The sequence below is a fragment of the Variovorax sp. GW823-FHT02B07 genome (genome assembly GCF_058797695.1).
Genome location: NZ_JBXAJX010000012.1, coordinates 17,828 through 42,233, shown reverse-complemented (window position 1 = coordinate 42,233; position 24,406 = coordinate 17,828). Strand labels below are relative to the sequence as shown.

22 protein-coding genes are annotated in these 24,406 nt (G+C 69.4%); 14 read left to right on the top strand and 8 right to left on the bottom strand.

The genetic code is table 11. The features are described from left to right. Positions 1-38: 38 nt before the first annotated feature. Genes AC1RGU_RS30435 through fahA form a run of 5 tightly spaced genes read left to right on the top strand, consistent with a single transcriptional unit; the run spans position 39 to position 5,504 of the window. Positions 39-1,676, top strand: coding sequence for an FAD-dependent oxidoreductase (locus AC1RGU_RS30435; RefSeq protein WP_492700202.1), 1,638 nt, complete (start codon positions 39-41; stop codon positions 1,674-1,676). Positions 1,677-1,681: 5 nt separating this feature from the next. Then, on the top strand, positions 1,682-1,876 hold the full coding sequence (locus AC1RGU_RS30430) for a DUF2783 domain-containing protein (RefSeq protein WP_062472729.1): 195 nt from the start codon (positions 1,682-1,684) through the stop codon (positions 1,874-1,876). A gap of 46 nt (positions 1,877-1,922) precedes the next feature. Continuing rightward, positions 1,923-3,233, top strand: a complete 1,311-nt coding sequence (gene hmgA, locus AC1RGU_RS30425; protein WP_492700200.1) for a homogentisate 1,2-dioxygenase — start codon at positions 1,923-1,925, stop codon at positions 3,231-3,233. Between the two features lie 2 nt (positions 3,234-3,235). After that, on the top strand, positions 3,236-4,216 hold the full coding sequence (locus AC1RGU_RS30420; RefSeq protein WP_492700248.1) for a Bug family tripartite tricarboxylate transporter substrate binding protein: 981 nt from the start codon (positions 3,236-3,238) through the stop codon (positions 4,214-4,216). Between the two features lie 22 nt (positions 4,217-4,238). After that, positions 4,239-5,504, top strand: a complete 1,266-nt coding sequence (fahA, locus tag AC1RGU_RS30415; protein WP_492700198.1) for a fumarylacetoacetase — start codon at positions 4,239-4,241, stop codon at positions 5,502-5,504. Positions 5,505-5,544: 40 nt separating this feature from the next. Here fahA and mrdA read toward each other — a convergent pair whose 3' ends face one another. From mrdA to AC1RGU_RS30395, 4 genes are all read right to left on the bottom strand, one after another. Next, a complete protein-coding gene (gene mrdA / locus AC1RGU_RS30410; protein ID WP_062472723.1) occupies positions 5,545-7,542 on the bottom strand; it encodes a penicillin-binding protein 2 in 1,998 nt (665 codons plus the stop codon). A 147-nt stretch (positions 7,543-7,689) separates the two neighbouring features. After that, complete coding sequence (gene mreD, locus AC1RGU_RS30405) at positions 7,690-8,211, bottom strand: rod shape-determining protein MreD (RefSeq protein WP_062472721.1); 522 nt, start codon at positions 8,209-8,211, stop codon at positions 7,690-7,692. Beyond that, positions 8,208-9,170 (bottom strand): rod shape-determining protein MreC, encoded by a 963-nt coding sequence (mreC, locus tag AC1RGU_RS30400; RefSeq protein ID WP_095743224.1) that lies wholly within the window; start codon positions 9,168-9,170, stop codon positions 8,208-8,210. The genes mreD and mreC overlap by 4 nt, the downstream gene beginning before the upstream one ends. An 86-nt stretch (positions 9,171-9,256) precedes the next feature. After that, complete coding sequence (locus AC1RGU_RS30395; protein ID WP_056583929.1) at positions 9,257-10,300, bottom strand: rod shape-determining protein; 1,044 nt, start codon at positions 10,298-10,300, stop codon at positions 9,257-9,259. Between the two features lie 216 nt (positions 10,301-10,516). Between AC1RGU_RS30395 and gatC the strand changes: the two genes are divergently transcribed. Genes gatC through gatB form a run of 3 tightly spaced genes read left to right on the top strand, consistent with a single transcriptional unit; the run spans position 10,517 to position 13,804 of the window. Next, on the top strand, positions 10,517-10,816 hold the full coding sequence (gene gatC, locus AC1RGU_RS30390; protein WP_492700197.1) for an Asp-tRNA(Asn)/Glu-tRNA(Gln) amidotransferase subunit GatC: 300 nt from the start codon (positions 10,517-10,519) through the stop codon (positions 10,814-10,816). Continuing rightward, the gene (gene gatA, locus AC1RGU_RS30385; RefSeq protein WP_492700196.1) at positions 10,816-12,306 is read left to right on the top strand and encodes an Asp-tRNA(Asn)/Glu-tRNA(Gln) amidotransferase subunit GatA; all 1,491 of its coding nucleotides are present in this window, start codon (positions 10,816-10,818) and stop codon (positions 12,304-12,306) included. Before gatC ends, gatA begins: the two co-directional genes overlap by 1 nt. A gap of 1 nt (position 12,307) precedes the next feature. Continuing rightward, on the top strand, positions 12,308-13,804 hold the full coding sequence (gene gatB, locus AC1RGU_RS30380) for an Asp-tRNA(Asn)/Glu-tRNA(Gln) amidotransferase subunit GatB (protein ID WP_492700195.1): 1,497 nt from the start codon (positions 12,308-12,310) through the stop codon (positions 13,802-13,804). Between the two features lie 48 nt (positions 13,805-13,852). Here gatB and AC1RGU_RS30375 read toward each other — a convergent pair whose 3' ends face one another. Beyond that, positions 13,853-14,545 (bottom strand): DUF4124 domain-containing protein, encoded by a 693-nt coding sequence (locus tag AC1RGU_RS30375; protein WP_489060241.1) that lies wholly within the window; start codon positions 14,543-14,545, stop codon positions 13,853-13,855. A gap of 12 nt (positions 14,546-14,557) precedes the next feature. Further along, positions 14,558-15,238 (bottom strand): orotate phosphoribosyltransferase, encoded by a 681-nt coding sequence (pyrE, locus tag AC1RGU_RS30370; RefSeq protein ID WP_056583914.1) that lies wholly within the window; start codon positions 15,236-15,238, stop codon positions 14,558-14,560. Positions 15,239-15,250: 12 nt separating this feature from the next. Between pyrE and AC1RGU_RS30365 the strand changes: the two genes are divergently transcribed. From AC1RGU_RS30365 to AC1RGU_RS30350, 4 genes are read left to right on the top strand one after another with little or no spacing between them, the layout of a single operon-like run. Continuing rightward, complete coding sequence (locus tag AC1RGU_RS30365) at positions 15,251-16,054, top strand: exodeoxyribonuclease III (RefSeq protein ID WP_062472711.1); 804 nt, start codon at positions 15,251-15,253, stop codon at positions 16,052-16,054. Positions 16,055-16,069: 15 nt separating this feature from the next. Beyond that, positions 16,070-17,428 carry a hypothetical protein gene (locus AC1RGU_RS30360; protein WP_492700193.1) on the top strand — a complete coding sequence of 453 codons (1,359 nt, stop codon included), beginning with the start codon at positions 16,070-16,072 and terminating at the stop codon, positions 17,426-17,428. Beyond that, the gene (locus tag AC1RGU_RS30355) at positions 17,425-18,234 is read left to right on the top strand and encodes a DUF1266 domain-containing protein (protein WP_492700191.1); all 810 of its coding nucleotides are present in this window, start codon (positions 17,425-17,427) and stop codon (positions 18,232-18,234) included. The genes AC1RGU_RS30360 and AC1RGU_RS30355 overlap by 4 nt, the downstream gene beginning before the upstream one ends. A 16-nt stretch (positions 18,235-18,250) precedes the next feature. Then, complete coding sequence (locus tag AC1RGU_RS30350) at positions 18,251-20,254, top strand: DUF4034 domain-containing protein (protein ID WP_492700189.1); 2,004 nt, start codon at positions 18,251-18,253, stop codon at positions 20,252-20,254. 3 nt (positions 20,255-20,257) lie between these two features. On the opposite strand, the gene AC1RGU_RS30345 is transcribed toward AC1RGU_RS30350, so the two are convergent. Beyond that, on the bottom strand, positions 20,258-21,157 hold the full coding sequence (locus tag AC1RGU_RS30345) for a LysR family transcriptional regulator (RefSeq protein WP_492700187.1): 900 nt from the start codon (positions 21,155-21,157) through the stop codon (positions 20,258-20,260). A gap of 72 nt (positions 21,158-21,229) precedes the next feature. Between AC1RGU_RS30345 and AC1RGU_RS30340 the strand changes: the two genes are divergently transcribed. Both AC1RGU_RS30340 and AC1RGU_RS30335 read left to right on the top strand, forming a co-directional pair. After that, the gene (locus tag AC1RGU_RS30340) at positions 21,230-22,480 is read left to right on the top strand and encodes a flavin-dependent oxidoreductase (protein ID WP_492700185.1); all 1,251 of its coding nucleotides are present in this window, start codon (positions 21,230-21,232) and stop codon (positions 22,478-22,480) included. A gap of 40 nt (positions 22,481-22,520) precedes the next feature. Next, a complete protein-coding gene (locus tag AC1RGU_RS30335; protein WP_492700183.1) occupies positions 22,521-23,483 on the top strand; it encodes a tripartite tricarboxylate transporter substrate binding protein in 963 nt (320 codons plus the stop codon). Between the two features lie 18 nt (positions 23,484-23,501). Here AC1RGU_RS30335 and AC1RGU_RS30330 read toward each other — a convergent pair whose 3' ends face one another. Beyond that, positions 23,502-24,356: a M48 family metallopeptidase gene (locus tag AC1RGU_RS30330; RefSeq protein WP_369645052.1), complete on the bottom strand. Its 855-nt coding sequence runs from the start codon at positions 24,354-24,356 to the stop codon at positions 23,502-23,504. Between the last annotated feature and the right edge of the window lie 50 nt (positions 24,357-24,406).

The following is a 24,406-nucleotide window of genomic DNA, read 5'->3' as shown; positions in this document are numbered from 1 at the left end:
GGAAGGCGACGGAAACGACAAGGACACGGAGACACCACGTGATCGACTATCAAAGCCTGCGCTTCGACTACACCCGCCACGCCGACCAGGACGCCGCCGCGCCCGCCCGCCACCCCGTGGTGGTCGTGGGCGCCGGCCCGGTGGGCCTCACGCTCGCCATCGACCTCGCCCTGCGGCAGGTGCCCGTGGTGCTGCTCGACAACGACAACAGCCTGTCCAGCGGGTCGCGCGCGATCTGCTTCGCCAAGCGCACGCTCGAGGTGTTCGACCGCCTCGGCTGCGGCGACCGCATGGTGGACAAGGGCGTGTCGTGGAACGTCGGCAAGGTGTTCTTCCATGACGAGCAGGTCTACCGCTTCGACCTGCTGCCCGAGCCCGGCCACGAGCGCCCGGCCTTCATCAACCTGCAGCAGTACTACGTCGAGGGCTACCTCGTCGAACGCGCCGCGGCCTTGCCGCTGATCGACCTGCGCTGGAACAACAAGGTCACCGGCATCGCGCAAGGCGACGACGGCGCGGTGCTGACCGTGGAAACGCCCGAGGGCGAGTACCGCCTGCAGGCCGGCTACGTGGCCGCCTGCGACGGCTCGCGCTCCAACCTGCGCCAGATGCTGGGGCAGGAAGCCAAGGGCCGCGTGTTCCGCGACCGCTTCCTGATCGCCGACATCACGATGGACGCGCAGCTGCCCACCGAGCGCCGCTTCTGGTTCGACCCCTCGTTCCACCCCGGCCAGAGCGTGCTGCTGCACAAGCAGGCCGACGGCATGTGGCGCGTCGACTTCCAGCTCGGCTGGGACGCCGACCCGGTGGAAGAGCGCAAGCCCGAGCGCATCACGCCGCGCGTGCGCGCGTTGCTGGACAGCATCGGCTTCGAAGGCGTGCAGTTCCAGATCGGCTGGGCCAGCGTCTACACCTTCGCCTGCCAGCGCATGGAGCGCTTCCGCCACGGCCGCGTGCTGTTCGCGGGCGACTCGGCGCACGGCGTGTCGCCCTTCGGCGCGCGCGGCGCCAACTCGGGCGTGCAGGACGCCGACAACCTCGCCTGGAAACTCGCGGCCGTGCTGGCCGGCGACGCGCCCGATGCGCTGCTCGACAGCTACGCCAGCGAGCGCGAATACGCGGCCGACGAGAACATCCGCAATTCGACGCGCGCCACCGACTTCATCACGCCCAAGAGCGAGGTGAGCCGCCTCTTCCGCGACGCGGTGCTCGAACTGACCAAGCGCCACGCCTTCGCGCGCTCGCTGGTCAACAGCGGGCGGCTGTCGGTGGCCACGGTGCTGCGCGACTCGCCGCTCAACACGCCCGACGCCGACCCCTTCGTCGGCGCGATGGTGCCCGGCGCGGCCGCGGCCGACGCGCCCGTGCGGCGCGCCGACGGCAGCTCCGGCTGGCTGCTGCGCGAATGCCACGTGGCGCGCTTCACCGCGCTGGTGTTCGGCCAGGACGACGCCGCCGAGCGCAGCCTGCAGGCGCTGAAAAGCAGCGACCTCGCGCTGCACATCGTGCGCGTGGAAGGCACCGGCGCCGACGCCGAACTCGCCACGCAGCGCTACGACGCGCAGCCCGGCACGGTCTACCTGCTGCGGCCCGACCAGCACGTGTGCGCGCGCTGGCGGCAGCCCACGGCGGCGAAGCTTCGCGCGGCCCTCGACCACGCACTGGCAAAGGCATGACCCCGATGCAACCGCAACTGATCACCACGCCGAACCTCGAAGCGCCCGACGATTTCTACGAGGCGCTCATCGAGGCCCACCAAGGGCTTTCCACCGAGGAAAGCCACGCCTTCAACGCACGGCTCGTGCTCGTGCTGGCCAACCACGTCGGCTCGCTGGCCGTGCTGCGCGAAGCCTTCGACGCGGCGCGCGCCGGCTGAACGGCCGCACGCTCCCACCTCATCGCGACTTTCGAAAGACAAGCCCATGACCCAAGCAACACCCGCCGCCGAACGGCGCTACCAGAGCGGCTTCGGCAACGAATACGCCTCCGAGGCCGTGCCCGGTGCGCTGCCGCAAGGCCGCAACAACCCGCAGCGCGGCCCCTTCGACCTGTACACCGAACTGCTCTCGGGCACCGCCTTCACGGCGCCGCGCCACGAGAACCGCCGCACCTGGCTGTACCGCCGCCAGCCCTCGGTGGTGTCGGGCCGCTACCAGCCCTACGCGCAGGCGCACTGGACCACCGGCGCCGACCGCGAGATCGCGCTGCCGCCCGAGCCGATGCGCTGGGGCCCGCTGCCGCTGGACGGCGCGGCCGACGTCGACTTCATCGACGGCATGCACACGCTGGCCGCCAACGGCGACGCCGAGTCGCAGGTCGGCATCGGCTCGCTGATGTACATGGCGGGCCGTTCGATGGACAAGCGCGCCTTCGTCAACGCCGACGGCGAGATGCTGGTGATGCCCCAACAAGGCCGCCTCGTCGTCACGACCGAACTCGGCGTGCTCGACGTCAAGCCCGGCGAAATCGTGGTGCTGCCGCGCGGCATGGCCTTCAAGGTCGCCCTGCCCGACGGGCTCTCGCGCGGCTACGTGTGCGAGAACTACGGCGCGCACTTCCGCCTGCCCGAGCTCGGCCCGATCGGCTCGAACGGCCTGGCCAACGCGCGCGACTTCCAGGCGCCCGTCGCAGCCTTCGAGGCAGACGGCGGCGCCTACGAGCTGGTGAAGAAATTCGGCGGCCGCTTCTGGACCGCACCGACCAAGCAATCGCCCTTCAACGTGGTCGCCTGGCACGGCAACCTCGCGCCGGTGAAGTACGACACGGCCAACTTCATGGTCATCGGCTCGATCAGCTTCGACCATCCCGATCCGTCGATCTTCACCGTGCTGACCTCGCCCAGCGACACGCCCGGCACGGCCAACTGCGACTTCGTGATCTTCCCGCCGCGCTGGATGGTGATGGAAAACACCTTCCGTCCGCCATGGTTCCACCGCAACCTCATGAGCGAATTCATGGGCCTGGTGCTGGGCGAGTACGACGCCAAGCCGGGCGGCTTCAAGCCCGGCGGCGCGAGCCTGCACAACTGCATGGTGCCGCACGGGCCCGACGAGGAAGCCTTCGACAAGGCGACGCACGCCGACCTCAAGCCGCACAAGCTGGACAACACGCTGGCCTTCATGTTCGAGAGCCGCTACCGTTTCATCCCGACGAACTTCGCGCTGCAAAGCCCGGCGCTCGACACCGACTACACCGACTGCTGGGCCGGCCTCAAGGACCAATTCAAGCCATGAAGATGAAGAAGAGCGCTTTCGCCCTCACCCGCCGCGCGGCGGCCGTCGCACTGCTCGCGGCGCCGTTCCTGCTGGCGCACGCGGCCGACTTTCCGTCCAAGCCCATCAAGTTCATCGTGCCCTACACGGCCGGCGGCACCACCGACCTGGTGGCGCGCACCGTGGGCCAGAAGGTGTCGGAGAAGCTGGGCCAGCCGGTGCTCATCGACAACCGCGGCGGCGCGGGCGGCAACATCGGCATGGACGCCGTGGCCAAGGCCGCGCCCGACGGCTACACGATCGGCTTCGGCGCGATTTCGACCAATGCGTTGAACCCGCACATCTACAAGTCGATGGCCTTCGATCCGCGCAAGGACTTCACGGCCATCAGCCTGCTGGGCATGTCGACCATCGTGCTCGAAGTGCCCGCCAGCTCGGCCATCAAGACCGTGCCCGAGCTCATCGCCGCCGCGAAGAAGAACCCCGGCCTGCCCTACGCCACCGCAGGCACCGGCACCTCGATGAACCTGGCCGGCGTGATGTTCGCGCAGATGACCGGCACCGAGCTCACGCACGTGGCCTACAAGGGCAGCGGCCCGGCCATCACCGACATGCTGGGCAACACCATCGGCGTGATGTTCGACAACCTGCCGGCGTCGCTGCCGCACATCCAGGCCGGCAAGCTGCGCGCGCTGGCGGTGGCAGGCGGCACCCGCTCGCCTTCGCTCCCCGACGTGCCGACGATGGCCGAGGCGGGCCTCAAGGGCTACGCGCTGGAGCCGTGGTTCGGCGTGTACGGTCCGGCGAAGCTGCCGGCACCGATCGTGAAGGCGCTGAACGAAGCGTTCGTCGAAGCGCTCGCGATGCCCGACGTGAAGGCCAAGCTGCAGCAGGCCGGTTTCTCGCCGCGCGGCTCGACCGCGCAGGAGCTCGCCGCGCTCACCGACACCGAATACAAGCGCCTGGGCGACGTCGCCAAAAAAGCGGGCATGACCGCAGACTGATCCGATTCAAAGAAAGACCTCCATGACCGCACTCAACGCCACCCACGACCCGAAGCTGCGCAGCTGGGTCGCCGCCGCCAACGTGGCCGGCACCGACTTCCCGATCCAGAACCTGCCCTTCGGCCGCTTCCGCACGGCCGGCAGCAGCGAGACCTTCCGCATCGGCGTGGCCATCGGCGACCAGATCCTCGACCTGCGCGCCACCGGCCTCATCGACACCGACGACATGAACGTGCTGATGAACGCCTCGGTGAAAGACCGCCAGGCGCTGCGCGCCGCGATCTCCGCGGGCCTCGCCGAAGGCAGCGGCCAGCAGGCTGCATGGTCGAAGGCGCTGCTCGCGCAAGCCCAGGCCGAGATGACCGTGCCCTGCCGCATCGGCGACTACACCGACTTCTACACGGGCATCCACCACGCCACCACCATCGGCAAGCTGTTCCGTCCCGACCAGCCGCTGATGCCCAACTACAAGTGGGTGCCCATCGGCTACCACGGCCGCGCCTCGTCGATCGGCGTGAGCGGCCAGGTCTTCAAGCGCCCGCAAGGCCAGACCAAGGCACCCGACGCGGTGGCGCCGAGCTTCGGCCCCTCGAAGCGGCTGGACTACGAACTGGAGCTGGGCTTCCTCGTGGGCCGCGGCAACGCGCTGGGCGAACCCATCGCCATCGGCGACGCCGAAGACCACCTGTTCGGCGTGACCCTGCTCAACGACTGGTCGGCGCGCGACCTGCAGGCCTGGGAGTACCAGCCGCTGGGCCCGTTCCTCGCGAAGAACTTCGCCAGCACGCTGTCGCCCTGGATCGTGACGACCGAAGCGCTGGCGCCGTTCCGCGCGAAGTTCGAGCGCCCCGCCGAAGACCCGCAACCGCTGCCCTACCTCGACGCCCCGTCGAACCGCGACAGCGGCGCGCTCGACATCACGCTCGAAGTGCTGCTCCAGACCGCGAAGATGCGCGCCGACGGCGTGGCGCCCGTGCGCCTCACGCTGGGCAACACCACCGAGGCCGCCTACTGGACCGCCGCGCAGCTCATCACGCACCACACGGTGAACGGCTGCAACCTGCAGCCCGGCGACCTGCTGGGTTCGGGCACGCTGTCGGGCCCGCAGCCCGACCAGGCCGGCTCGCTGATGGAACTCACGCTGGGCGGCAAGCAGCCGGTCACGCTGCCGAACGGCGAGAAGCGCACCTTCCTGGAAGACGGCGACACGCTGGTGATGCGCGGCTGGTGCGAGCGCGAAGGCGCGGTGCGCATCGGCCTGGGTGAAGTCGCCGGGACGGTGGTCTGACCCTGGCCTGAGCGACGGTGCGCCCCGAGGGGCGCATCTTTCAGGGCGTCGGCGCCGCCGACGATGCCGCGCCCGCCGGTGCCGGCACCGCGGCCGCCGCGGGCCAGGCCACCTCGCTGGCCACGCGCGGCTTGCCCATCGGCGCGCCCGCGCGGCCGATGCGCACGGCGGCCATGTCGGCCTCGCTCGGGTACTGGTCCATGAGCCAGTAGTCGAACACGCGGCGCGCCAAAGGCGCCGCAGCACCCGCGCCCCATCCGGCGTTCTCGACGATGACGGCGAGCGCGATCTTCGGGTTGTTGGCCGGTGCGTAGGCCATGAACAGCGCGTGGTCGCGCTGGTGTTCTTCGAGCGCGCGCGCGTTGTACTTGGTGTTCTTGGCCTGCGTCACGGCCTGTGCCGTGCCGGTCTTGCCGGCCGCCTGGTAGCCCGCGCCCGCGAACACGCCGCGCGCGGTGCCGCTGGTGACCACGCTGGTCAGGCCCTCGCGGATCACCGCCACGTTGGCCGCCGTGTAGCCCAGGTTCTCGGCCGGCGGCTGCGGCAGCGGCACGACCTGCCCGCTGACCGTGTTGCGCATCGCCAGCGCCAGGTGCGGCCGGTGCTTCATGCCGCCGTCGGCCACGATGGCCGTGGCCTGCGCCAGCTGCAGCATGGTGAAGGCGTTGTAGCCCTGGCCGATGCCCAGCGAGATGGTCTCGCCCGCGTACCACTTCTTCTGCTCGGGCCGCTTGTAGGCGTTGCGCTTCCACTCGGTGCTGGGCAGCACGCCGCGCACCTCGCCGCCCAGGTCGATGCCGGTGATCTGGCCGAAGCCCATCGGCTTCATGAAGTCGTGGATCAGGTCCACGCCCATCTCGTTGGCCAGCGAGTAGTAGTAGATGTTGCTCGACACCTGGATCGAGCGGCGCATGTCGACGCCGCCCAGGTAGCCCTCGGGGCTGCCGAAGCGGTGGCCGCCGAAGTTGAAGTAGCCGGGGTCGTTCACCACCACGCTCGCGGCGCGCTTGCCGGTCTGCAGCGCCGCCAGCGCCATGAAGGGCTTGTAGGTGGAGCCCGGCGGGTAGGTGCCGCGCAGCGCGCGGTTCAGCAGCGGCTTGTCGATCGATTCGGTGAGCGCCTGCCAGCTCTCGGTGTCGATGCCTTCGACGAAGAGGTTGGGGTCGAAGGTGGGCTTGCTCACGAAGGCCAGCACCTCGCCGGTCTTGGGGTCGATGGCCACGAGCGCGCCGCGCCGGTCGCCGTACATGTCTTCCACCAGCTTCTGCAGCTTGATGTCCAGCGAGAGCATGACGGTGTTGCCCGGCGTGGCCGGGTGGCTCGCGAGCCGGCGCACGGCGCGCCCGCCGGCCGAGGTTTCCATCTGCTCGACGCCGGTCTGGCCGTGCAGCATCTTCTCGTAGCTCTGCTCGATGCCCAGCTTGCCGATGTAGTCGGTGCCTTTGTAGTTGGCCTGGTCTTCCTCGTCCCAGTCTTCCATCGCGGTCTTCTCGCGCTGGTTGATGCGGCCGATGTAGCCCAGCACGTGCGAGGCCAGCTCGCCCTGCGGGTAGTTGCGGAACAGGCGCGCCTTGATCTCCACGCCCGGGAAGCGGTAGCGCTGTGCCGCGAAGCGCGCCACTTCCTCGTCGCTCAGGCGGGTGCGGATCGGAATGGAGTCGAAGCTGCGCGAGTCTTCGCGCAGGCGCTTGAAGCGGCGGCGGTCGCGCGGCGACACCTCGAGCACGCTGGTCAGGCTGTTGATGGTCTCCTCGACGTCGCCGACCTTGGAGGGCGTGATCTCCAGCGTGTAGGCCGAGTAGTTGGAGGCCAGCACGATGCCGTTGCGGTCGAGGATGAGCCCCCGGTTCGGCACCACCGGCACCACGGCCGTGCGGTTGCTCTCGGCCTGCTCGGCCAGGTCGGCATGGCGCACCACCTGCAGGTAGACCAGCCGCGAGCCCAGCAGACTGAAGGCGAACAGCACCGCCAGGCCGATGACGATCACGCGGCGCTTGAAGCGCGCCAGGTCGGCGGCAACGTTGCGGATTTCGGTCATGGCGTCAGGAAGCTTAGGCGTGCGCAGGTGCGATGGCAAATGCGACGGGCGGCCGCCGCCGGGCCGCCCCAAGGCGGGCCGCGCCTCCCCCTCGGGGGGTGGAGTTACACGCAGCGAAGCGAAGTGAAAAGCCGGGGGGCACCATGACTAGAGGGGGCGGTTCTCGTCGGGTTCGGGCGTGCGGCGCTGGGGCGCCAGCAGCAGCGCGGTGGCCAGCGGCCACAGCGCCGCCTCGAGCGCCGGCGAGACCAGCACGCCCCAGCCCGGGAACACGCCGCCGCCGATCATGCGCGTGATCACCTCGATGAACTGCGACAGCGCAAACAGCGGCAGCACCTGCAGCGCCTGCGAGAGCACCGGGTACCACAGCAGGCGCCGGTGGATCATGATCGCGAAGAAGCCCAGCGTGGTGTAGGACAGCGCATGCTGGCCCAGCATCGACGACTGGTGCACGTCCATGAGCAGGCCGAACATGAAGGCCGCGCCGATGCCCACGCGCGCGGGCTGGTGCACGCCCCAGAACACGATCACCAGCGCCAGCAGGTCGGGCATCCAGGCGGCGCGGCCGATGGGGATCATGTTGACCAGCAGCGCCACGAGCAGGCTGGTCCACATGAAGACGGGGCTGACGGGCAGCAACAGCTGCTGCTGGCCGGGGCGCTTGATCATCGCGTGGCTCCCGCCGGTTTCTTCTCGTTCTTGCCGGCGCCCGGCTTGCCTTCGGGGCGCTTGCGCTGGGTGGACGCGGCCTCGACGTGCGGCGGCGCCACCGGGGCGCCCGAGGGCTCGAGCACCAGCACGTAGCGCGCCGCGGTCACGCGGGCCAGCGGCACGCAGTAGATGCGCGCAAAGGCCGAGTCGGCGCGGCGCTCGATGCGTTCGATCTTGGCCACCGGCAGGCCGGCCGGGTAGATGCCGTCGACGCCGCTGGTGGACAGCAGGTCGCCCTCCTGCAGGTCGGCATTGGCCGCCATGAAGCGCAGCTCCATGCCGCCGCCGTGCGCCGAGGCGTCGCCGAAGGCCACGCTGCGCACGCCGGTGCGGGTGTTCTGCACGGGAATGGCCAGGTCGCGGTCGATCACCAGCGTGACCTCACTCGTGAAGGGCAGCACCTGCGTCACCTGGCCCAGCACGCCGCGCGCGTCGATCACCGGCGAGCCGGCGGCCACGCCCTGCGCGAGGCCCTGGTCGATGACGATCTTGCGCGTGTAGGGGTCGGCCGCGTCGTACAGCACCTCGGCCGGGCGGCCCGGCGTGGTGGTGGTCTGGCGCAGCTCGAGCAGCTCGCGCAGGCGGGCGTTGTCTTGCGCGAGCGTGTCGGCGCGGCTGGCGGTCTCGGCCTGCAGCATCAGGGCCTTGCGGGCCTCGTCTTCGTTGCGCTGCGCGGTCTGCAGCTCTTCGAAGTAGCGGCTGCCGCCCATCACCAGCATGACCGGCTTGAGCGCCGCCATCTGCACCGGATAGAGCACCGCGCCGATGGCCGAGCGGATCGGCTTCACGAGGTGAAAGCGTGCGTCGGCGACCATGAGGAAGAGCGAGAGCGCGCCGAAGAAGATCAGCTTGCTGAGTGCCGATTGCCCCTGGTTGAACAGGGGTGGCGCTGTGCGATCGAGCGTGCCCAGAGGCATGTAGTCAGACCCGGCGGTGGTGCGGCATCAAATAACAAAAAGCCGGCCTGCGCAAGCAGAGGCCGGCCGATGATGGCTTTCGCCTTTTACTCGCTCGTGAAGATGCTGCCCAGACGGTCCATGCGCTCCAGGGCGATGCCGCAGCCGCGCACCACGCAGGTCAGCGGGTCTTCGGCCACGAGCACCGGCAGGCCGGTTTCCTCGGCGAGCAGGCGGTCGAGGTCGCGCAGCAGCGCGCCGCCGCCGGTGAGCATCATGCCGCGCTCGGCGATGTCGGCGCCCAGTTCGGGAGGCGTCTGTTCCAGCGCGTTCTTCACGGCCGAGACGATGTTGTTCAGGGGGTCGGTCAGGGCTTCCAGCACTTCGTTGCTGCTGATGGTGAAGCTGCGCGGCACGCCTTCGGAAAGGTTGCGGCCCTTGACTTCCATTTCCTTGACTTCGGAGCCCGGGAAGGCCGAGCCGATGTTCTTCTTGATGACTTCGGCCGTCGGCTCGCCGATCAGCATGCCGTAGTTGCGGCGGATGTAGTTGATGATGGCTTCGTCGAAGCGGTCGCCGCCCACGCGGACCGAGCCCTTGTAGACCATGCCGCCCAGCGAAATCACGCCCACTTCGGTGGTGCCGCCGCCGATGTCCACCACCATCGAGCCCGAGGCTTCGCTGACGGGCAGGCCGGCGCCGATGGCCGCGGCCATGGGTTCTTCGATGAGGTAGACGGCGGTGGCGCCGGCGGCTTCGGCCGCGTCCTTGATGGCGCGGCGCTCGACCTGGGTCGAGCCGCAGGGCACGCAGATGATGATGCGCGGGCTCGGCGTGAGCAGCGTGCGCGGGTGCACCATCTTGATGAACTGCTTGATCATCTGCTCGGTGATCACGAAGTCGGCAATGACGCCGTCCTTCATCGGGCGGATGGCCTCGATGTTGCCGGGCACCTTGCCCAGCATGGCCTTGGCTTCGCGGCCGACGGCCTGGATCACCTTCTTGCCATGGGGACCGCCTTCGTGGCGGATCGCGACCACGGAGGGCTCGTCCAGCACGATGCCCTTGTTGCGGGCGAAGATCAGGGTGTTGGCGGTGCCGAGGTCGATCGCCAGGTCGGTGGAGAAGTACCGACGGAAAGCTCCAAACATGTGCGGAATCCTCTGAGCACGGCCTGCGCATCGGCAGGTCGTCGCTCTATTTTTGGGTCGTTTGACGGGGTGAATTGATCGTTTTTGGCGCAAAAGCCGGCGCGTTCGCGGGGGTTGCGGCAAAGGCGGGATAATAACCGAATCCCCTCTGAATCCCGTGTCGGCACCCTCTTCGGCGTGCGATTGCCTCCGGTTTTTTCGACCCGTCAGCCATCTATGTCTCTTTCCGCTTCCGATATTGCACGCATCGCCTCCCTGGCGCGGCTGCAGCTTGCCCCAGATGAAAGCGAGCGCATGCTCACTCAAATCAACGGCTTCTTCGATCTGGTCGAACGCATGCGCGCGGTCGACACCACCAGCGTCGAGCCGCTGGCGCACCCCGTGGCCGCGCTCGAAGACGTGACCTTGCGCCTGCGCGACGATGTCGTCAGCGAGCCGAACAACCGCGAAGCCAACCAGAAGAGCGCCCCGGCCGTCGAAGCCGGCCTGTTCCTCGTGCCCAAGGTGATCGAATGATGAGCAGCGGTGAACTGCACCAATTGAGCGTGGTCGCGCTGGCGAAGGCCTTGGCCGACCGCAAGGTTTCGGCCGTCGAAGCCTCGCAGGCCTTCTTGGGCCGCATGAAGGCCCACGAATCGCTCGGCACCTTTGTCGACGTCAACGAAGAAGTCACGCTGGCCCAGGCCCGCGCGGCCGACGCGCTCCTCGCCAAGGGCAACGCGCCCGCGCTGGCCGGCGTTCCGATCGCACACAAGGACATCTTCGTCACCACCGATTTCGCCACCACCGCCGGCTCGAAGATGCTCGCGGGCTACCGCTCGCCCTTCGACGCGACCGTGGTGCGCCGCCTGGCCGAAGCCGGCGCGGTCACGCTCGGCAAGCTCAGCTGCGACGAGTTCGCGATGGGCTCGGCCAACGAGAACGTCGCCGTGCCCGCCGTGGGCCACGACCAAGCCGTGCCGGTGCGCAACCCCTGGAACCTCGAACGCATTCCGGGCGGCTCGTCGGGCGCCAGCGCCGCCGCCGTGGCCGCTCGCCTTGCGCCTGCCGCCACCGGCACCGACACCGGCGGTTCGATCCGCCAGCCCGCATCGTTCTGCGGCGTAACCGGCATCAAGCCGACCTACGGCCGCGCCTCGCGCTACGGCATGGTGGCCTTCGCATCGAGCCTCGACCAGGCCGGCCCGATGGCCCGCTCGGCCGAAGACTGCGCGCTGCTGCTGTCGGCCTTCTGCGGCCCTGATCTCGACCGCGATTCGACCTCGCTCGACAAGCCCGCCGAAGACTTCGGCCGCTCGCTGAACGATTCGCTCGAAGGCCTGCGCATCGGCGTGCCGAAGGAGTTCTTCGGCGACGGCGTGGCACCCGGCGTGCGCGCCGCCATCGACGCGGCGCTCGCACAGTACGAGAAGCTCGGCGCCAAGCGCGTCGAGGTCTCGCTGCCGCGCACCGAGCTGTCGATTCCCGTGTACTACATCCTGGCCGCGGCCGAGGCCTCGAGCAACCTGAGCCGCTTCGACGGCGTCAAGTTCGGCCACCGCGCCAGGCAGTACAAGGACCTGGCCGAGATGTACGAACGCACGCGCGCCGAAGGCTTCGGCGACGAGGTGAAGCGCCGCATCATGATCGGCACCTACGTGCTCTCGCACGGCTACTACGACGCCTACTACCTGCAGGCGCAGAAGGTGCGCCGCATGATCGCGGACGACTTCCAGCAGGCGCTGACGCAATGCGACGTGATCGCCGGCCCCGCCGCACCGACCACCGCCTGGAAGATCGGCGAACACGGCGACGACCCCGTGGCCGACTACCTCGCCGACATCTTCACGCTGCCCGCATCGCTCGCAGGCCTTCCGGGCATGAGCGTGCCTGCAGGCTTCGACAGCGGCATGCCCGTGGGCCTGCAACTGATCGGCAACTACTTCGGCGAAGCGAAGCTGCTCAATGCAGCGCACCGCTTCCAGCAAGCCACCGACTGGCACACGCGCACGCCGGAGGGTTTTTAAGATGAGCGACACCACCGCAGTGAACACCTTCGAAGCACAACAACAAGGCCGTCCGACCGGCCCGCTGGTGCGCGGCTATGAAGTCATCATCGGCTTCGAGACGCACGCCCAACTGTCGACCGCGAGCAAGATCTTCAGCCGCGCCTCCACCGCCTTCGGCGCCGAGCCCAACACGCAGGCCTGCGCGGTCGACCTGGCACTGCCCGGCACGCTGCCCGTGATGAACAAGGGTGCGGTCGAACGCGCCATCAAGCTGGGCCTGGCGCTGGGCTCGCACATCGCGCCGCGCAGCGTGTTCGCACGCAAGAACTACTTCTACCCCGACCTGCCCAAGGGCTACCAGATCAGCCAGTTCGAGATCCCGGTGGTGCAAGGCGGCGCGGTGTCGTTCTTCCTCGGCGAAGAAAAGAAGACCGTGCGCCTGGTGCGCGCCCACCTCGAGGAAGACGCGGGCAAGTCGCTGCACGAAGACTTCATCGGCCAGAGCGGCATCGACCTGAACCGCGCCGGCACGCCGCTGCTGGAGATCGTGACCGAGCCCGACATGCGTTCCACCGCCGAGGCCGTGGCTTATGCGAAGGAACTGCACAAGATCGTCACGTGGATCGGCATCTGCGACGGCAACATGCAGGAAGGCAGCTTCCGCTGCGACGCCAACGTGTCGGTGCGCAAGCCCGGTGAAAAGCTCGGCACGCGCCGCGAGATCAAGAACCTGAACAGCTTCAAGTTCATGCAGCAGGCGATCGACTACGAGATCAACTCGCAGATCGACGAACTCGAAGAAGGCCGCGCCATCGAGCAGGCCACCGTGCTGTTCGACCCCGCCACCGGCGAGACGCGCACCATGCGCACCAAGGAAGACGCGGCCGACTACCGCTACTTCCCCGACCCCGACCTGCCGCCCCTCGTGGTGGCCGCCGAGTGGATCGAGCGCGTGCGCGCCACGATGCCTGAGCTGCCGCGTGCCACGGCCGAGCGCTATGTGCGCGACCACGGCCTGTCGGAATACGACGCCGCGCAGCTCACGCAGGGTGCGGCGCTGGCCCGCTACTTCGACGACGCGGTGAACGCCGGCGCGGCGCCCAAGCTGGCCAGCAACTGGATCACCGGCGAGATGGCGCGCCGCCTGAACGCCGCCGAGATCGGCATCGAGGCCGCGCCCGTGAAGGCCGCGCAGCTCGCGCAGCTGGTGACGCGCATCGCCGACGGCACGCTGCCCAACAACGCTGCGCGCCAGGTGTTCGAAGCGCTGTGGAGCGGCGAAGGCAGCGATGTCGACGCGATCATCGAAGCCAAGGACCTGAAGCCGATGGCCGACACCGGCGCGCTCGACAAGATCCTCGACGAGGTGATTGCCAAGAACGCGAAGAACGTCGAGGAATACCGTGGCGGCAAGGAAAAGGCGCTCAACGGCCTCGTAGGTCAGGTCATGAAGGCCAGCGGGGGCAAGGCCAACCCTGCGCAGGTCACCGAGCTGCTGAAAGCCAAGCTGGGCTGATCCAGCCACCAACCACCGGGGCCTTGCGCCAGGCCCCGGCCGGTTCGTTCAGCGCGGGTTGCCGCCGTTCTGCGGCGACCAGAGCGTCTTCAGGCGCCCGCGCTCTTCGTCGAAGCGCGCATTCACGCGCTTCTTCTCGTCTTCCTGCTCCGCGATGAAGCGGTTCTGCACGGCCACGCTCTGCGTGTTGTCCTCGATCCTGCGGCGCACCGCGCCGGGCGCCTTGCTCGTGTCCTGCTTGTAGAACTCGAGTTCTTCGTCGATCTTCTTGCGGTCGTCGGCGAGCTCGGCGATGCGCTTCTTCGCGGCCTGGATCACGGCATCGATCTGCGACAGGGCCTCGACGCGCTCGCGGTCGTGCGTGGTGGCATTGGGGTAGCGCACCAGCAGCGCGCGCTCGCGGCGGCGCTCGTCGATGAGCCGTGCGGCCTGGATGGCGGCTTCGCGCGCGCGGTCCTCGCGCTCCTGCTGCTCGCGCGCCGTGTAGGTCGGCTCCAGCTTGCGGCGCACCGTGCCGCTCGGGCCCAGTTCGCGCTGCTCGCGGTCGCTGCACTCGGCGATCGGCCGGTCGGCCGTGAGCGTGCGCCCGCGCGCGTCGACGCAGGTGTAGATGCCGACACCGGGGCCGTCCGTCTTGGCGGGCTGGGCCAGCGCCGTTGCGCACGACGACAGGGCCGCCAGGCCCAGCCACAGCGACGCCACGGCAGCGGCAGAAGAGGGATCGCGCGCGGGGCGTCGCATCGGCGCTGCGTCTCAGGCGCCGTAGCGCGTGCGGTAGGCCAGCACGCGCTCGCGGTGCGCGCCGAGGTCGGCGGCGGCGTTGCCCGAGAGGTAGCTCAGCAGGTCGTCCAGCGTGGCGATGGGCACCACCGCGAGGCCGAGCTGGTTGCGCACGTACTGCACGGCGCTGTGGTCCACGTCGACGCCGTTCTCGGTGGCTTTTTCCTGCCGGTCCAGGGCGATGGCCACGGCATGCGGCGTGGCGCCCGCGGCCTGGATCGCGGCGATGGATTCGCGCACCGCGGTGCCGGCCGACATCACGTCGTCGACGATCAGCACGCGGCCCTTCAGCGGCGCGCCCACCAGATTGCCGCCTTCGCCGTGCGCCTTGGCTTCCTTGCGGTTGTAGGCAAAGGGGTAGTTGCGCCCGCGCCGGGCCAGCTCGGCGGCCACGGTGGCGCCCAGCGGGATGCCCTTGTAGGCGGGGCCGAAGATCATGTCGAACTCGAGGCCGCTTTCGACCAGGCGGTCTGCATAGAATCCGGCGAGCCGCGCGATCTTGGCGCCGTCGTCGAAGAGGCCCGAATTGAAGAAATACGGGCTCATGCGACCGGCCTTGGTCTTGAATTCGCCGAAGCGAAGCACGCCGGCGTCGAGCGCGAACTGGACGAAGTCCTGTGCCACCGCGCTGCTTGTCTGACCGTCTACAGCCATTGGAAATTCCTTGTGTTCAAACTGACCAGTCTCAATCTCAATGGCCTGCGCTCGGCGGCCACCAAGGGCGTCGCCGACTGGGTGGCCGAACTCGCGCCGGATTGTATTTGCATGCAGGAGATCCGCGTCCAGGCCAGCGATGTCGAAGGCCGCTTCGAGCAGATGGCGGGCCTGCAGGGCCACTTCCACTTTGCCGAGAAAAAAGGCTACGCGGGCACCGCCATCTACACGAAGCATGCGCCCAGCGCCGTGGTGGTGGGCTGGGGTGATCCCGAATTCGACGCCGAAGGCCGCTACCTCGAGCTGCGCTTCGACACGCCCAAGCGCAAGTTCTCGGTCATCAGCTGCTACTTCCCGAGCGGCAGCTCGGGCGAGGAGCGCCAGGCCGCCAAGTTCCGCTTCCTGAAGGGCTTCTTCCCGCACCTGCTGGCGCTGAAGAAGGAGCGCGAGTTCATCCTGTGCGGCGACATCAACATCGCGCACCAGGAAATCGACCTGAAGAACTGGCGCGGCAACCAGAAGAACAGCGGCTTCCTGCCCGAAGAACGCGCCTGGATGACGCGCCTGCTCGACGCCGGCACCGAAGGCGCCGGCCTGGTGGACGTGTACCGCCGCCTCAAGCCCGACACCACAGGCGACGCCTACACCTGGTGGAGCAACCGCGGCCAGGCCTACGCGAACAACGTGGGATGGCGGCTGGACTACCACCTGGCCACGCCGGCCATGGGCGCGCTGGCGCGCACCGAGGCGATCTACAAGACGGTCAAGTTCAGCGACCACGCGCCGATCACGGTGGAGTACGACTTCACGCTGTAAGTCGCCCGCCCGTCGATGCCCATCCCGACTCCGTCTCCTTCCACGAGCCCCTCCGCGCCACCTGCCGCGACGGCGGTTTATCTGCCGCGCGACGTGGTGAACGCGCCCGAGGTCAAGGCCGCGATTGCGCGCCGCAGCGCCGAGCGCGGCGACGACGCCGACATGGTGGCCTGGCTGCAGAACCACTTCTTCCGCTGGGCCATCGGCAGCTTCGGCAACGTGCTGCCGGTGCAGTCGCCCGCCGACTACCTGGCCGCGGCCGGGCCCGACAAGCCGCTGCCCGAGTGGCTGGCGAAGCAGCTGCAGCCGCGTGTGCCTGCCGCCGTGAACGCGGCGTCCGTGCAGGACAAGGAAAAGTCCAAGGGCCACAAGGGCAACACGGCCGAATCGCCCGCCGCCGAAGCCGCTCCGAAAACTTTCTACTACCTCGACCCCGACCACCTGCTGCTGGTCGACCGCGAACGCATGCTGGTCGAGTTTTTGCGCTCGCGGCGCGGCACGCGGCTCGAACAGAAGCTGCAGCGCATCACCTGCTTCATGGCCATGGCCATGTGGGAGCAGGAGCACCAGCGCATGCAGGCCAAGCGCAACAAGGGCTGGGTGCCCAGCAGCGGCCTGGCGCTGAAGGAAGTGCTGCGCACGCCCAACGGCGTGATCTTCGAGTTCATCGGCAGCCACGCCGCCTTGCGCGAGGAGATGGCCTACGAGTCGTTCCACATGCAGCACTGCCTGGGCCAGTTCGCCAACATCAAGAAGCTGAACGGCGGCTACGGCGAGCAGTACGCCAGCGCCGCGCAGAGCGGCCGGCTGCGCCTGTTCACGCTGCGCAGCGCGGGCAACCTGCCGCACGTGACCATCAGCCTCGAAGTGCATCCGGACGGGCTGCGGGTCGACCAGATCAAGGGCAAGCAGAACCGCCACCCGATCCGCAAGTACGCCGACGACGTGCTGCAGTTCCTGCGCACGCTGCCGCCGCGCGGCGAGCGCCACAGCGACTGCGAGGGCATGGGCCTAGTGTTCGAGCCCGAGGCCTCGGACGCCGCCCGGGGCGAATGGAAGTTCGTGACCGACGTGCAAAGCCCCGATTTCCTGCTCAGCGTGATGAGCGGCAACTTCCACCTGATCGAGCACTTCGAGCAGCCGCCGCCGGCGCTGCAATGGCTGCTGCTGCGCATCGCGCCGCACGAGCTGGCGCGGCTGCGGCAGATGGACGTGGCGGTGGCCGCCGCCGCCCGGCTGACGCTGCCCCCGAACCGGCTGCCGCCGTCGCTGCAGGCGGCCCCCACGCCGGCGCCCGCCACGATGCTGGAGATCGAAGGCATCTCGCTGAGCGCCGCCGTGTGCGCGCCGCCGCTGGGCGCTGCATTGCCATGACGCAGGCCATCGTCATCCTGATGCTGCTCGGGCTGTTGTACCTGGGGGTGCGCATCGCGTGGTTCGTCGTGCGCACGGCATTCCGCATCGTCGTGCGCGGCTCGGGCACGGCCATCGGCCACATGGAGAAGGCCAACGCCGACCTCGCGGTGCGCGCCGCACAAGCCAGGGCCGACGCCGGCAAGGTGGTGCCCAACCGCCGCCGCTGGGCGCTGGCGCTCGGCGACATCCTGCTGCTGCGCAACGGCCTGCGCTGCGACAGCGACACGCTGGCGCTCGACGTGCCCGCCGAGCAGCGCCAGCGTCTGGCCAGGCAGGTGCTGCGCGAAATGAACATGGCCGCCGACCTGCCCGAACGCGACATCGCCACGCAGATGCAGGCCGCGCTGGTCGGCTGGGTCGGCGGGCTCGGCCGCACCCACGCCAACTTCTACGAACAACTCGCGGCCGAAGGCCAGGTGCGCGACGCGCTGGCCTTCGACTGCGCGCGCACCGCCTTCCTGGTGCGCTGCATCGCGCTGCTGGGCTGGGTGCCCGAGTCGCAGGCCTGGCTGGTGCTGTTCCTCAACGCGCAGCGCGCACAGGACAGCTTCGAAAGCTGGGAAGACTTCGGCCACGCCTATGCGCGGGCCCGGCTGCACTGGCTGCGCATCAGCAGCCAGGACGGCCCCGCCTCGTCACGCGCCACGCTGGAGGTGCAGGAGCACCTGCAGAACACCCAGGGCAACTGGCTCACGCTGCCCTGGAAGCGCTACCGCATCTTCGATCCCCAACCCGTCACTCTCGCCCCCGCCGCGTCGGCCTGACGCGCGAGCCCCGCCCATGACCACCCACACGCCCTCTGCCGCAGCGACCGTGATTCCCCCCGCCCCCGCGCGCTGGAAGCTCTGCGACATCGACGCCCTGCTGCGCGCCGGCGACTACGCCGCACTCGACCAGCGGCTCGACGACGCGCTGGCCGCCAGCTTTCAAGACCGCGACGAGGAAGAGCGCTACTACGGCGCCTTGCCCGACGACCTGGCCGGCTGCACCGCCGACGGCGCCGAAGGCCTGGCCCGCCTGGCCGCATGGCAGGCCGCCCGCCCGCAGTCGGCCCACGCCTGGCTGTGCGAAGCGCACTATTGGTACCACTGGGCCTACGAGTACCGCGGCTCGGGCTGGGCCAGCACGGTCACCGCGCTGGGCTGGGAATGCGCCCATGCCTGCGCCACGCGCTGCGCCGTGGCCGCCCTGCGCGCATTGACGCTCGCGCCCACGATGTGGACCGCCTGCGCCCTGCTGCTGCAGAGCACCTCGGCCTTCAACGAGCCCGACTGGCTGACCGAGCTGGTGCGCAGCGGCCGCTGGCCCGACAAGCCGCTGCAGCACGACTTTTCGCTGGACGACGATGCGGCCACCCGCGACGAGTTGCTGGCGCAGCTCGCGCGCTCCGGCCTGGCGCACGACGAGCGCGTCGCCTGCCCCGAGGCCGCGCCCACCGCCCTGCCCTCGCCCGTGCAGGGCCGCAAGGTGATCAGCGGCACGTCCTACTGGATCCACGCCACGCTGCACGTGCACCCGCGGCTGTTCTTCTTCATGCGCCAGTGCGTCTGGTTCCAGCAGCCGCGCTGGGGCGGCAGCCACGAGCGCGTGCGCGCCTTCATCGCCTCGCCCGCCTGCGCCCACCTGAGCGAGGTCGAGAAAGACCGGCTGCGCCACGAGATCTGGCGCGACGACTACCAGGGCAACAGCGTCGACAAGGACGAAGACCCGGCCGAAGCCCAGCAGCGCATGGCCGCCACGCGCCAGCGCGCCCAGGAGGCGCTCTACCCCTACCACCGCTGGGAAACCCTGCGCTGGCTGGCCGTGAGCCACTACATGCTCGACCAGCACGCCGAAGCGCTGGCCTGCCTGCGCGAGGCCGAGAGCCACCATCCCATCGACGACGACTACGCGATGAACATGGCGGTGCACGTCGCCCTGGAGCAGGACCCCGACGGCCACTGGCTGGGCCAGGCCATCTGCAACAGCGCCAACGCCTACGAATGCAACACCGCGCTGATCCTGCACGGCTACTGCAGCCTGAAGGGCGCCTTCGGCTTCGTGCCCAACGCGGCGACCGGCAACGCCTGGCTGGCGGCCGCGCGCGAACGCAACGCCGGCACCGAGAACTGGGACGACCTGGCGCGCGCGCTGTGGCGCGTGCCGCGCAACCAGGAAGCCTTCGAGATCCTCGAGATGGGGCTGGCCGCCGGCGACACCTCATGCCTGCTCACGCTCGGCATCTTCCACGCGGGCGGCGAGCACGGCACCAAGGACCGGCAACAGGCGATGCACTGCTACGGCCAGGCTGCAGAGGCCGGCAACAGCGTCGCGGCCTACAAGCTGGGCTACCTCTGCCACGACATGGCCTGGGAAGACGCCACGCCCGCGGCGCAGCGCCCCGTGCTGCAGGCGCAGGCGGTCGAGGCCATGCTGAAGGCCCGCGAGCTGGGCCACGACGACGCCACCGAGGGCGCGTTGATGTTCATCAGCGACCTGTCCGAGATCCCCGTGCGCCACCGCCACCTGGACTTCGTGCGCGAGCACGCCACCAACGGCGACGCCATCGCCATGGCCACGCTGTCGACCCTGCTGGCCGACGCCAACGACAAGGTGCTCTACAACTACCGCGAGAGCGTGCGCTGGATCATGGGCGCGCAGGCCGTGGCGCCCGAGGACGAGTTCGTGGTGAACGTGACCAAGAACACCCACCAGGACGGCTTCCTGTCGTCCACGCTCTACAAGCTCACGCGCCGGCAGATCAAGGCGCACGAGATCCCGGGCGGCGACAACGCGATGGTGTGACCGCTAGCGTGACAGCGCCGGCAAGGCCTTCGCCAGCGTCTCGCTGAAGGCGCGCATCGCCTCGGTCTCGTGCGTGCCGCGCTTGGTCAGGCGAAAGAAGTCCATGCCCACGCGCGGCTTCAGCAGCACGTCGGTCTTCACGCGGTGACGGCGGCAGGCCGCCAGCGCGAAGGTGGGCATCACGGCGGTGCCGAAGCCGGCCTCGACCATCGAGATCAGCGTGCCGAAGAAGTTGAAGGCGGGCCGCTGCGCGTCGGCCAGGCCGATCTCGCCGAGCTGGCGTTCGATCACCTTCTGGATCGGGTTGCCGGGCGGCAGGCCGATCAGCGTGGCACCGCGCAGCGCGGACCAGGGCGCGGTGCCGACCGGCTCGCCGTCGGCCGTGGCCTGCGTGACGCGCATCAGCTCGAAGCGCCCCACGGGCGTGCGGTCGAGCCCCGTTGCGGCCTTGAAGAAGAAGCCCAGGCCGAGGTCGGCCTCACCCGCGGCCACCATCGCTTCCACATCGCGCAGGTCGGCGTCGAACAGGCGCAGCACGACCTGCGGATGCGCGGCGCGAAAACTCGCGAACACCCAGGGCAGCAGGTGCGAGGACACCAGCGGCGTGGCCGCGATGCGCAGCGTCTGGCGCGCCGCATCGCCCTCGGCGCCGAGTTCGGTGGCCACGTCATCGAGGTCGGTGACGAGCCGCTCCACCACCGGCAGCAGCCGGCGCCCGGCCGGCGTGAGGCTCACCATGCGCGTGGTGCGGTCGAACAGGCGGCAGCCGAGCTGCTTCTCCATCTCGCGGATCAGGATGCTCAGGCCGGCCTGGGTGATGTGCGCCTGCTCCGCCGCGCGGGTGAAGTTGCCGATGCGCGCCACCTGCAGGAAGGCGCGCATCTGGCGCGTGGTCAGGTTCATAAGAATTCATGATAAATCCATATCACATCTAAATTTCCCATATGCATCGTTTGCGGTCCCAATACGGACCCCATGAGCACCGCACCTAACGAAGTCATCATCCTCGGCGCCGGCATCGGCGGCCTGACCCTCGCCCTGAGCCTGCACCAGGCCGGCATCGCCTGCCGCGTGTACGAGGCCGTGCCCGAGCTGCGCCCGCTCGGCGTGGGCATCAACCTGCTGCCGCATGCGGTGCGCGAGCTGTCCGAGCTGGGCCTGCTCGACGCGCTCGACGCCGTGGGCGTGCGCACGCAGGAGGCGGTCTTCTTCACCGAGCACGGCCAGCTCGTGTTCCGCGAACCCGCCGGCCAGCACGCGGGCTACGACTGGCCGCAGTACTCGATCCACCGCGGCGACCTGCAGACGGTGCTACTGAACGAAACGCGCAAGCGCCTGGGGCCCGACAGCGTGCAGTGCGGCCACCGCTGCACCGGCGTCGAACAGGACGCCGACGGCGTGACGGTGCGCTTTGCCGACGGCCGCGCGCCGGTGCGCGGCGCGGTCGCGGTGGGCTGCGACGGCATCCACTCGGCGCTGCGCAAGCAGCTGTATCCGGACGAGGGCGCGCCGCGCTATTCGGGCATCAACATGTGGCGCGGCACCGCGGCCTGGAAGCCCTTTCTCTCGGGCGGCAGCATGGTGCGCGCGGGCTGGCTCACCGTCGGCAAGATGGTGATCTACCCGATCCGCAACGACATCGACGACCAGGGCCGCCAGCTCGTGAACTGGGTCGCCGAGATCCACGCGCCCCAGCCCGCGATGCGCGACTGGAGCCGCGCCGGCCGCCTCGAGGACTTCCTGCCCGCCTTCGCCGACTGGCACTTCGACTGGCTCGACGTGCCCGCGCTGATCCTGGCCTCCGACACCATCCTGGAGTACCCGATGGTCGACCAGGACCCGCTGCCGCGCTGGAGCCACGGCCGCCTCACGCTGCTGGGCGACGCCGCGCACCCGATGGTGCCGCGCGGCTCCAACGGCGCGGGCCAGGCGATCATCGACGCGCGTTTTCTCGCAGGCGCGATGAAGCGCGAAGGCGTGGGCATCGCGGCGCTCGAGACCTACGACCGCGTGCGCGTGAAGGCCACCACCGACGTGGTGCTGACCAACCGCAGCAACCCGCCCGACACCATCCTGCGCGAGGTGTTCGAGCGCTCGGGCGGAAAGCGCGTCGAGAACCTCGACGAGCTCGTCACGCAGCAGGAACTGCAGGCGATCTCCGACCACTACAAGCGCGTGGCCGGCTACGACCCGGCGGCGCTGAAGACGCGCGCGTCATACCTCTGAGCGCCGGCACATTCACAGATCAAGACGGAGACAAGACACGATGAAATTTCTGACCCGGACCTTCGCCACCCTGCTGGTTGCGGCCAGCGCCGCCGCGGCCCACGCCTGGCCCGACCAGCCGGTGACGCTGGTGGTGCCCTACACGCCCGGCACCGGCATCGACCTGATCGCGCGCCAGCTCTCGGCCCGCCTGCCCGCCGTGCTCGGCCAGCCGGTGATCGTGGAGAACCTGGCCGGCGCCAGCGGCAACATCGGCAGCGAGAAGGTGGCGCGCGCCAAGCCCGACGGCTACACGCTGCTGGTGCAGGTCAACACGCTGGTGATGAACAAGGGCCTGTACAAGTCGCTCGCCTACGACCCGGTGGCCGACTTCACGCCGGTGTCGCAGACCTCGTGGGGCACGCTGCTGCTGGTGACCAACCCGTCCACCCAGAAGGCGGGCTCGCTCGCGCAACTGGTGGCCACCGCCAAGGCCAACCCCGGCAAGCTGACCTACGCCACGCCGGGCGTCGGCACGCCGCACCACCTGTCGATGGCGCTGCTGATGCAGGGCACCGGCACCGACCTGCTGCACGTGCCCTACACGGGCACGGCCGGCGCCGTCACCGACCTGCTCGGCGGGCGCATCGACGCGATGTTCCTGCCGGTGCACGTGGCGCTGCAGCACATCCAGGCCGGCAAGCTCAAGGCGCTCGCCACCGGCAGCGGCCACCGCCTGCCGCAGCTGCCCGACGTGCCCACCCTGGCCGAGGCCGGCGTGACCGCCGACAACGTCGACATGTGGTACGGCGTGCTCGCGCCCAAGGGCACGCCGGCCAACGTGGTGGCGCGGCTGAACACGGAGATCGCCGCGGTGCTGAAGTCGCCCGAGGTGGCGAAGTCCTTCGAGTCGCAGGGCATGGTGCCCGCCAGCTCGACGCCGGCGGCGTTCGGCGCGCTGATCCAGAAGGATGCGCAGCGCTGGGCGACGGTGGTGAAGAAGGGGAACATCACCGCCGACTGAGCGCGGCGGGAAGCGCAGCTACTTGCGCGCAGCCGCCCGGTACAGGTTCTCGACCTTCGGCACGTTCGCCTCGAGCTTGGCGATGCGGTCCGGCCCGCTCGGGTGGGTCGACAGGAAGCTCAGGCCGCCCTGGTTCTTGGAAGCGGTGGCCATCTTCTTCCACAGCGACACCGAGGCCTGCGGGTCGTAGCCCGCGCGCGCGGCGAGTTCGAGGCCCACGAGGTCGGCGTCGGTCTCGTCGCTGCGGCTGAACTTCAGGGTGATGAGCTGCGTGCCGGCGCGCGCCGCGAGGTCGCCGACCTGGCCGAGCCCCAGCAGCTGCGCGCCGATGGACAGCGCCGCGCCGGTGCCGACGCTCTTGGCCATGCGCGCGCGGGCGTGTTCGCGCAGCGCGTGCGCCATTTCATGGCCCATGACCATCGCGACCTCGTCGTCGCTCAGCTTGAGCTGCTCGAGGATGCCGGTGAAGAAGGCGATCTTGCCGCCGGGCATGCAGAAGGCGTTGATCTGCTTGCTGCCGATCAGGTTCACCTCCCACTTCCACTCGCGCGCGCGGGTGTTCCACGGCAGGGCGAAGGGAATGAGCCGCTGCGCGATGGTGCGCAGGCGTTGCAGTTGCGCGTTGCCATCGCCGGCCAGCGCGCCCTTGGCGCGCGCCTGCTCGAGCAGTTGGCCGTACTGCTGCACGCCAGCCGCTTCGATCTGGTCGGCGGGCACGAGGTTGCGCGCCACCGAGGCATTGCCGACATTGACCTGCGCCAGCGCCGGCGCGCTCAGCGCCGCACCGGCGGCGGCCAGCAGGAAGGCCCGGCGCGGGTTCCATGCCGAGGCTTCGGAGAGGGCGGAAAGGGGGCGTTCGCATCGTGTGCACATAGGTGCCCGGATGATAGGAACAAATGAAGACGAGCGGGCGCGCCGATGTC

What these genes read in the sequence shown, in the direction of transcription:
- AC1RGU_RS30335 (WP_492700183.1), top strand. Translation starts at nt 22,521, where the DNA reads ATGAAATTTCTGACCCGGACCTTCGCCACCCTGCTGGTTGCGGCCAGC.
- AC1RGU_RS30340 (WP_492700185.1), top strand. Translation starts at nt 21,230, where the DNA reads ATGAGCACCGCACCTAACGAAGTCATCATCCTCGGCGCCGGCATCGGC.
- AC1RGU_RS30360 (WP_492700193.1), top strand. Translation starts at nt 16,070, where the DNA reads ATGCCCATCCCGACTCCGTCTCCTTCCACGAGCCCCTCCGCGCCACCT.
- mreD (WP_062472721.1), bottom strand. Translation starts at nt 8,211, where the DNA reads ATGATCAAGCGCCCCGGCCAGCAGCAGCTGTTGCTGCCCGTCAGCCCC.
- AC1RGU_RS30355 (WP_492700191.1), top strand. Translation starts at nt 17,425, where the DNA reads ATGACGCAGGCCATCGTCATCCTGATGCTGCTCGGGCTGTTGTACCTG.
- gatB (WP_492700195.1), top strand. Translation starts at nt 12,308, where the DNA reads ATGAGCGACACCACCGCAGTGAACACCTTCGAAGCACAACAACAAGGC.
- AC1RGU_RS30345 (WP_492700187.1), bottom strand. Translation starts at nt 21,157, where the DNA reads ATGAACCTGACCACGCGCCAGATGCGCGCCTTCCTGCAGGTGGCGCGC.
- AC1RGU_RS30375 (WP_489060241.1), bottom strand. Translation starts at nt 14,545, where the DNA reads ATGCGACGCCCCGCGCGCGATCCCTCTTCTGCCGCTGCCGTGGCGTCG.
- AC1RGU_RS30430 (WP_062472729.1), top strand. Translation starts at nt 1,682, where the DNA reads ATGCAACCGCAACTGATCACCACGCCGAACCTCGAAGCGCCCGACGAT.
- AC1RGU_RS30395 (WP_056583929.1), bottom strand. Translation starts at nt 10,300, where the DNA reads ATGTTTGGAGCTTTCCGTCGGTACTTCTCCACCGACCTGGCGATCGAC.
- hmgA (WP_492700200.1), top strand. Translation starts at nt 1,923, where the DNA reads ATGACCCAAGCAACACCCGCCGCCGAACGGCGCTACCAGAGCGGCTTC.
- mrdA (WP_062472723.1), bottom strand. Translation starts at nt 7,542, where the DNA reads ATGACCGAAATCCGCAACGTTGCCGCCGACCTGGCGCGCTTCAAGCGC.
- AC1RGU_RS30420 (WP_492700248.1), top strand. Translation starts at nt 3,236, where the DNA reads ATGAAGAAGAGCGCTTTCGCCCTCACCCGCCGCGCGGCGGCCGTCGCA.
- fahA (WP_492700198.1), top strand. Translation starts at nt 4,239, where the DNA reads ATGACCGCACTCAACGCCACCCACGACCCGAAGCTGCGCAGCTGGGTC.
- gatA (WP_492700196.1), top strand. Translation starts at nt 10,816, where the DNA reads ATGAGCAGCGGTGAACTGCACCAATTGAGCGTGGTCGCGCTGGCGAAG.
- AC1RGU_RS30350 (WP_492700189.1), top strand. Translation starts at nt 18,251, where the DNA reads ATGACCACCCACACGCCCTCTGCCGCAGCGACCGTGATTCCCCCCGCC.
- AC1RGU_RS30330 (WP_369645052.1), bottom strand. Translation starts at nt 24,356, where the DNA reads ATGTGCACACGATGCGAACGCCCCCTTTCCGCCCTCTCCGAAGCCTCG.
- gatC (WP_492700197.1), top strand. Translation starts at nt 10,517, where the DNA reads ATGTCTCTTTCCGCTTCCGATATTGCACGCATCGCCTCCCTGGCGCGG.
- mreC (WP_095743224.1), bottom strand. Translation starts at nt 9,170, where the DNA reads ATGCCTCTGGGCACGCTCGATCGCACAGCGCCACCCCTGTTCAACCAG.
- pyrE (WP_056583914.1), bottom strand. Translation starts at nt 15,238, where the DNA reads ATGGCTGTAGACGGTCAGACAAGCAGCGCGGTGGCACAGGACTTCGTC.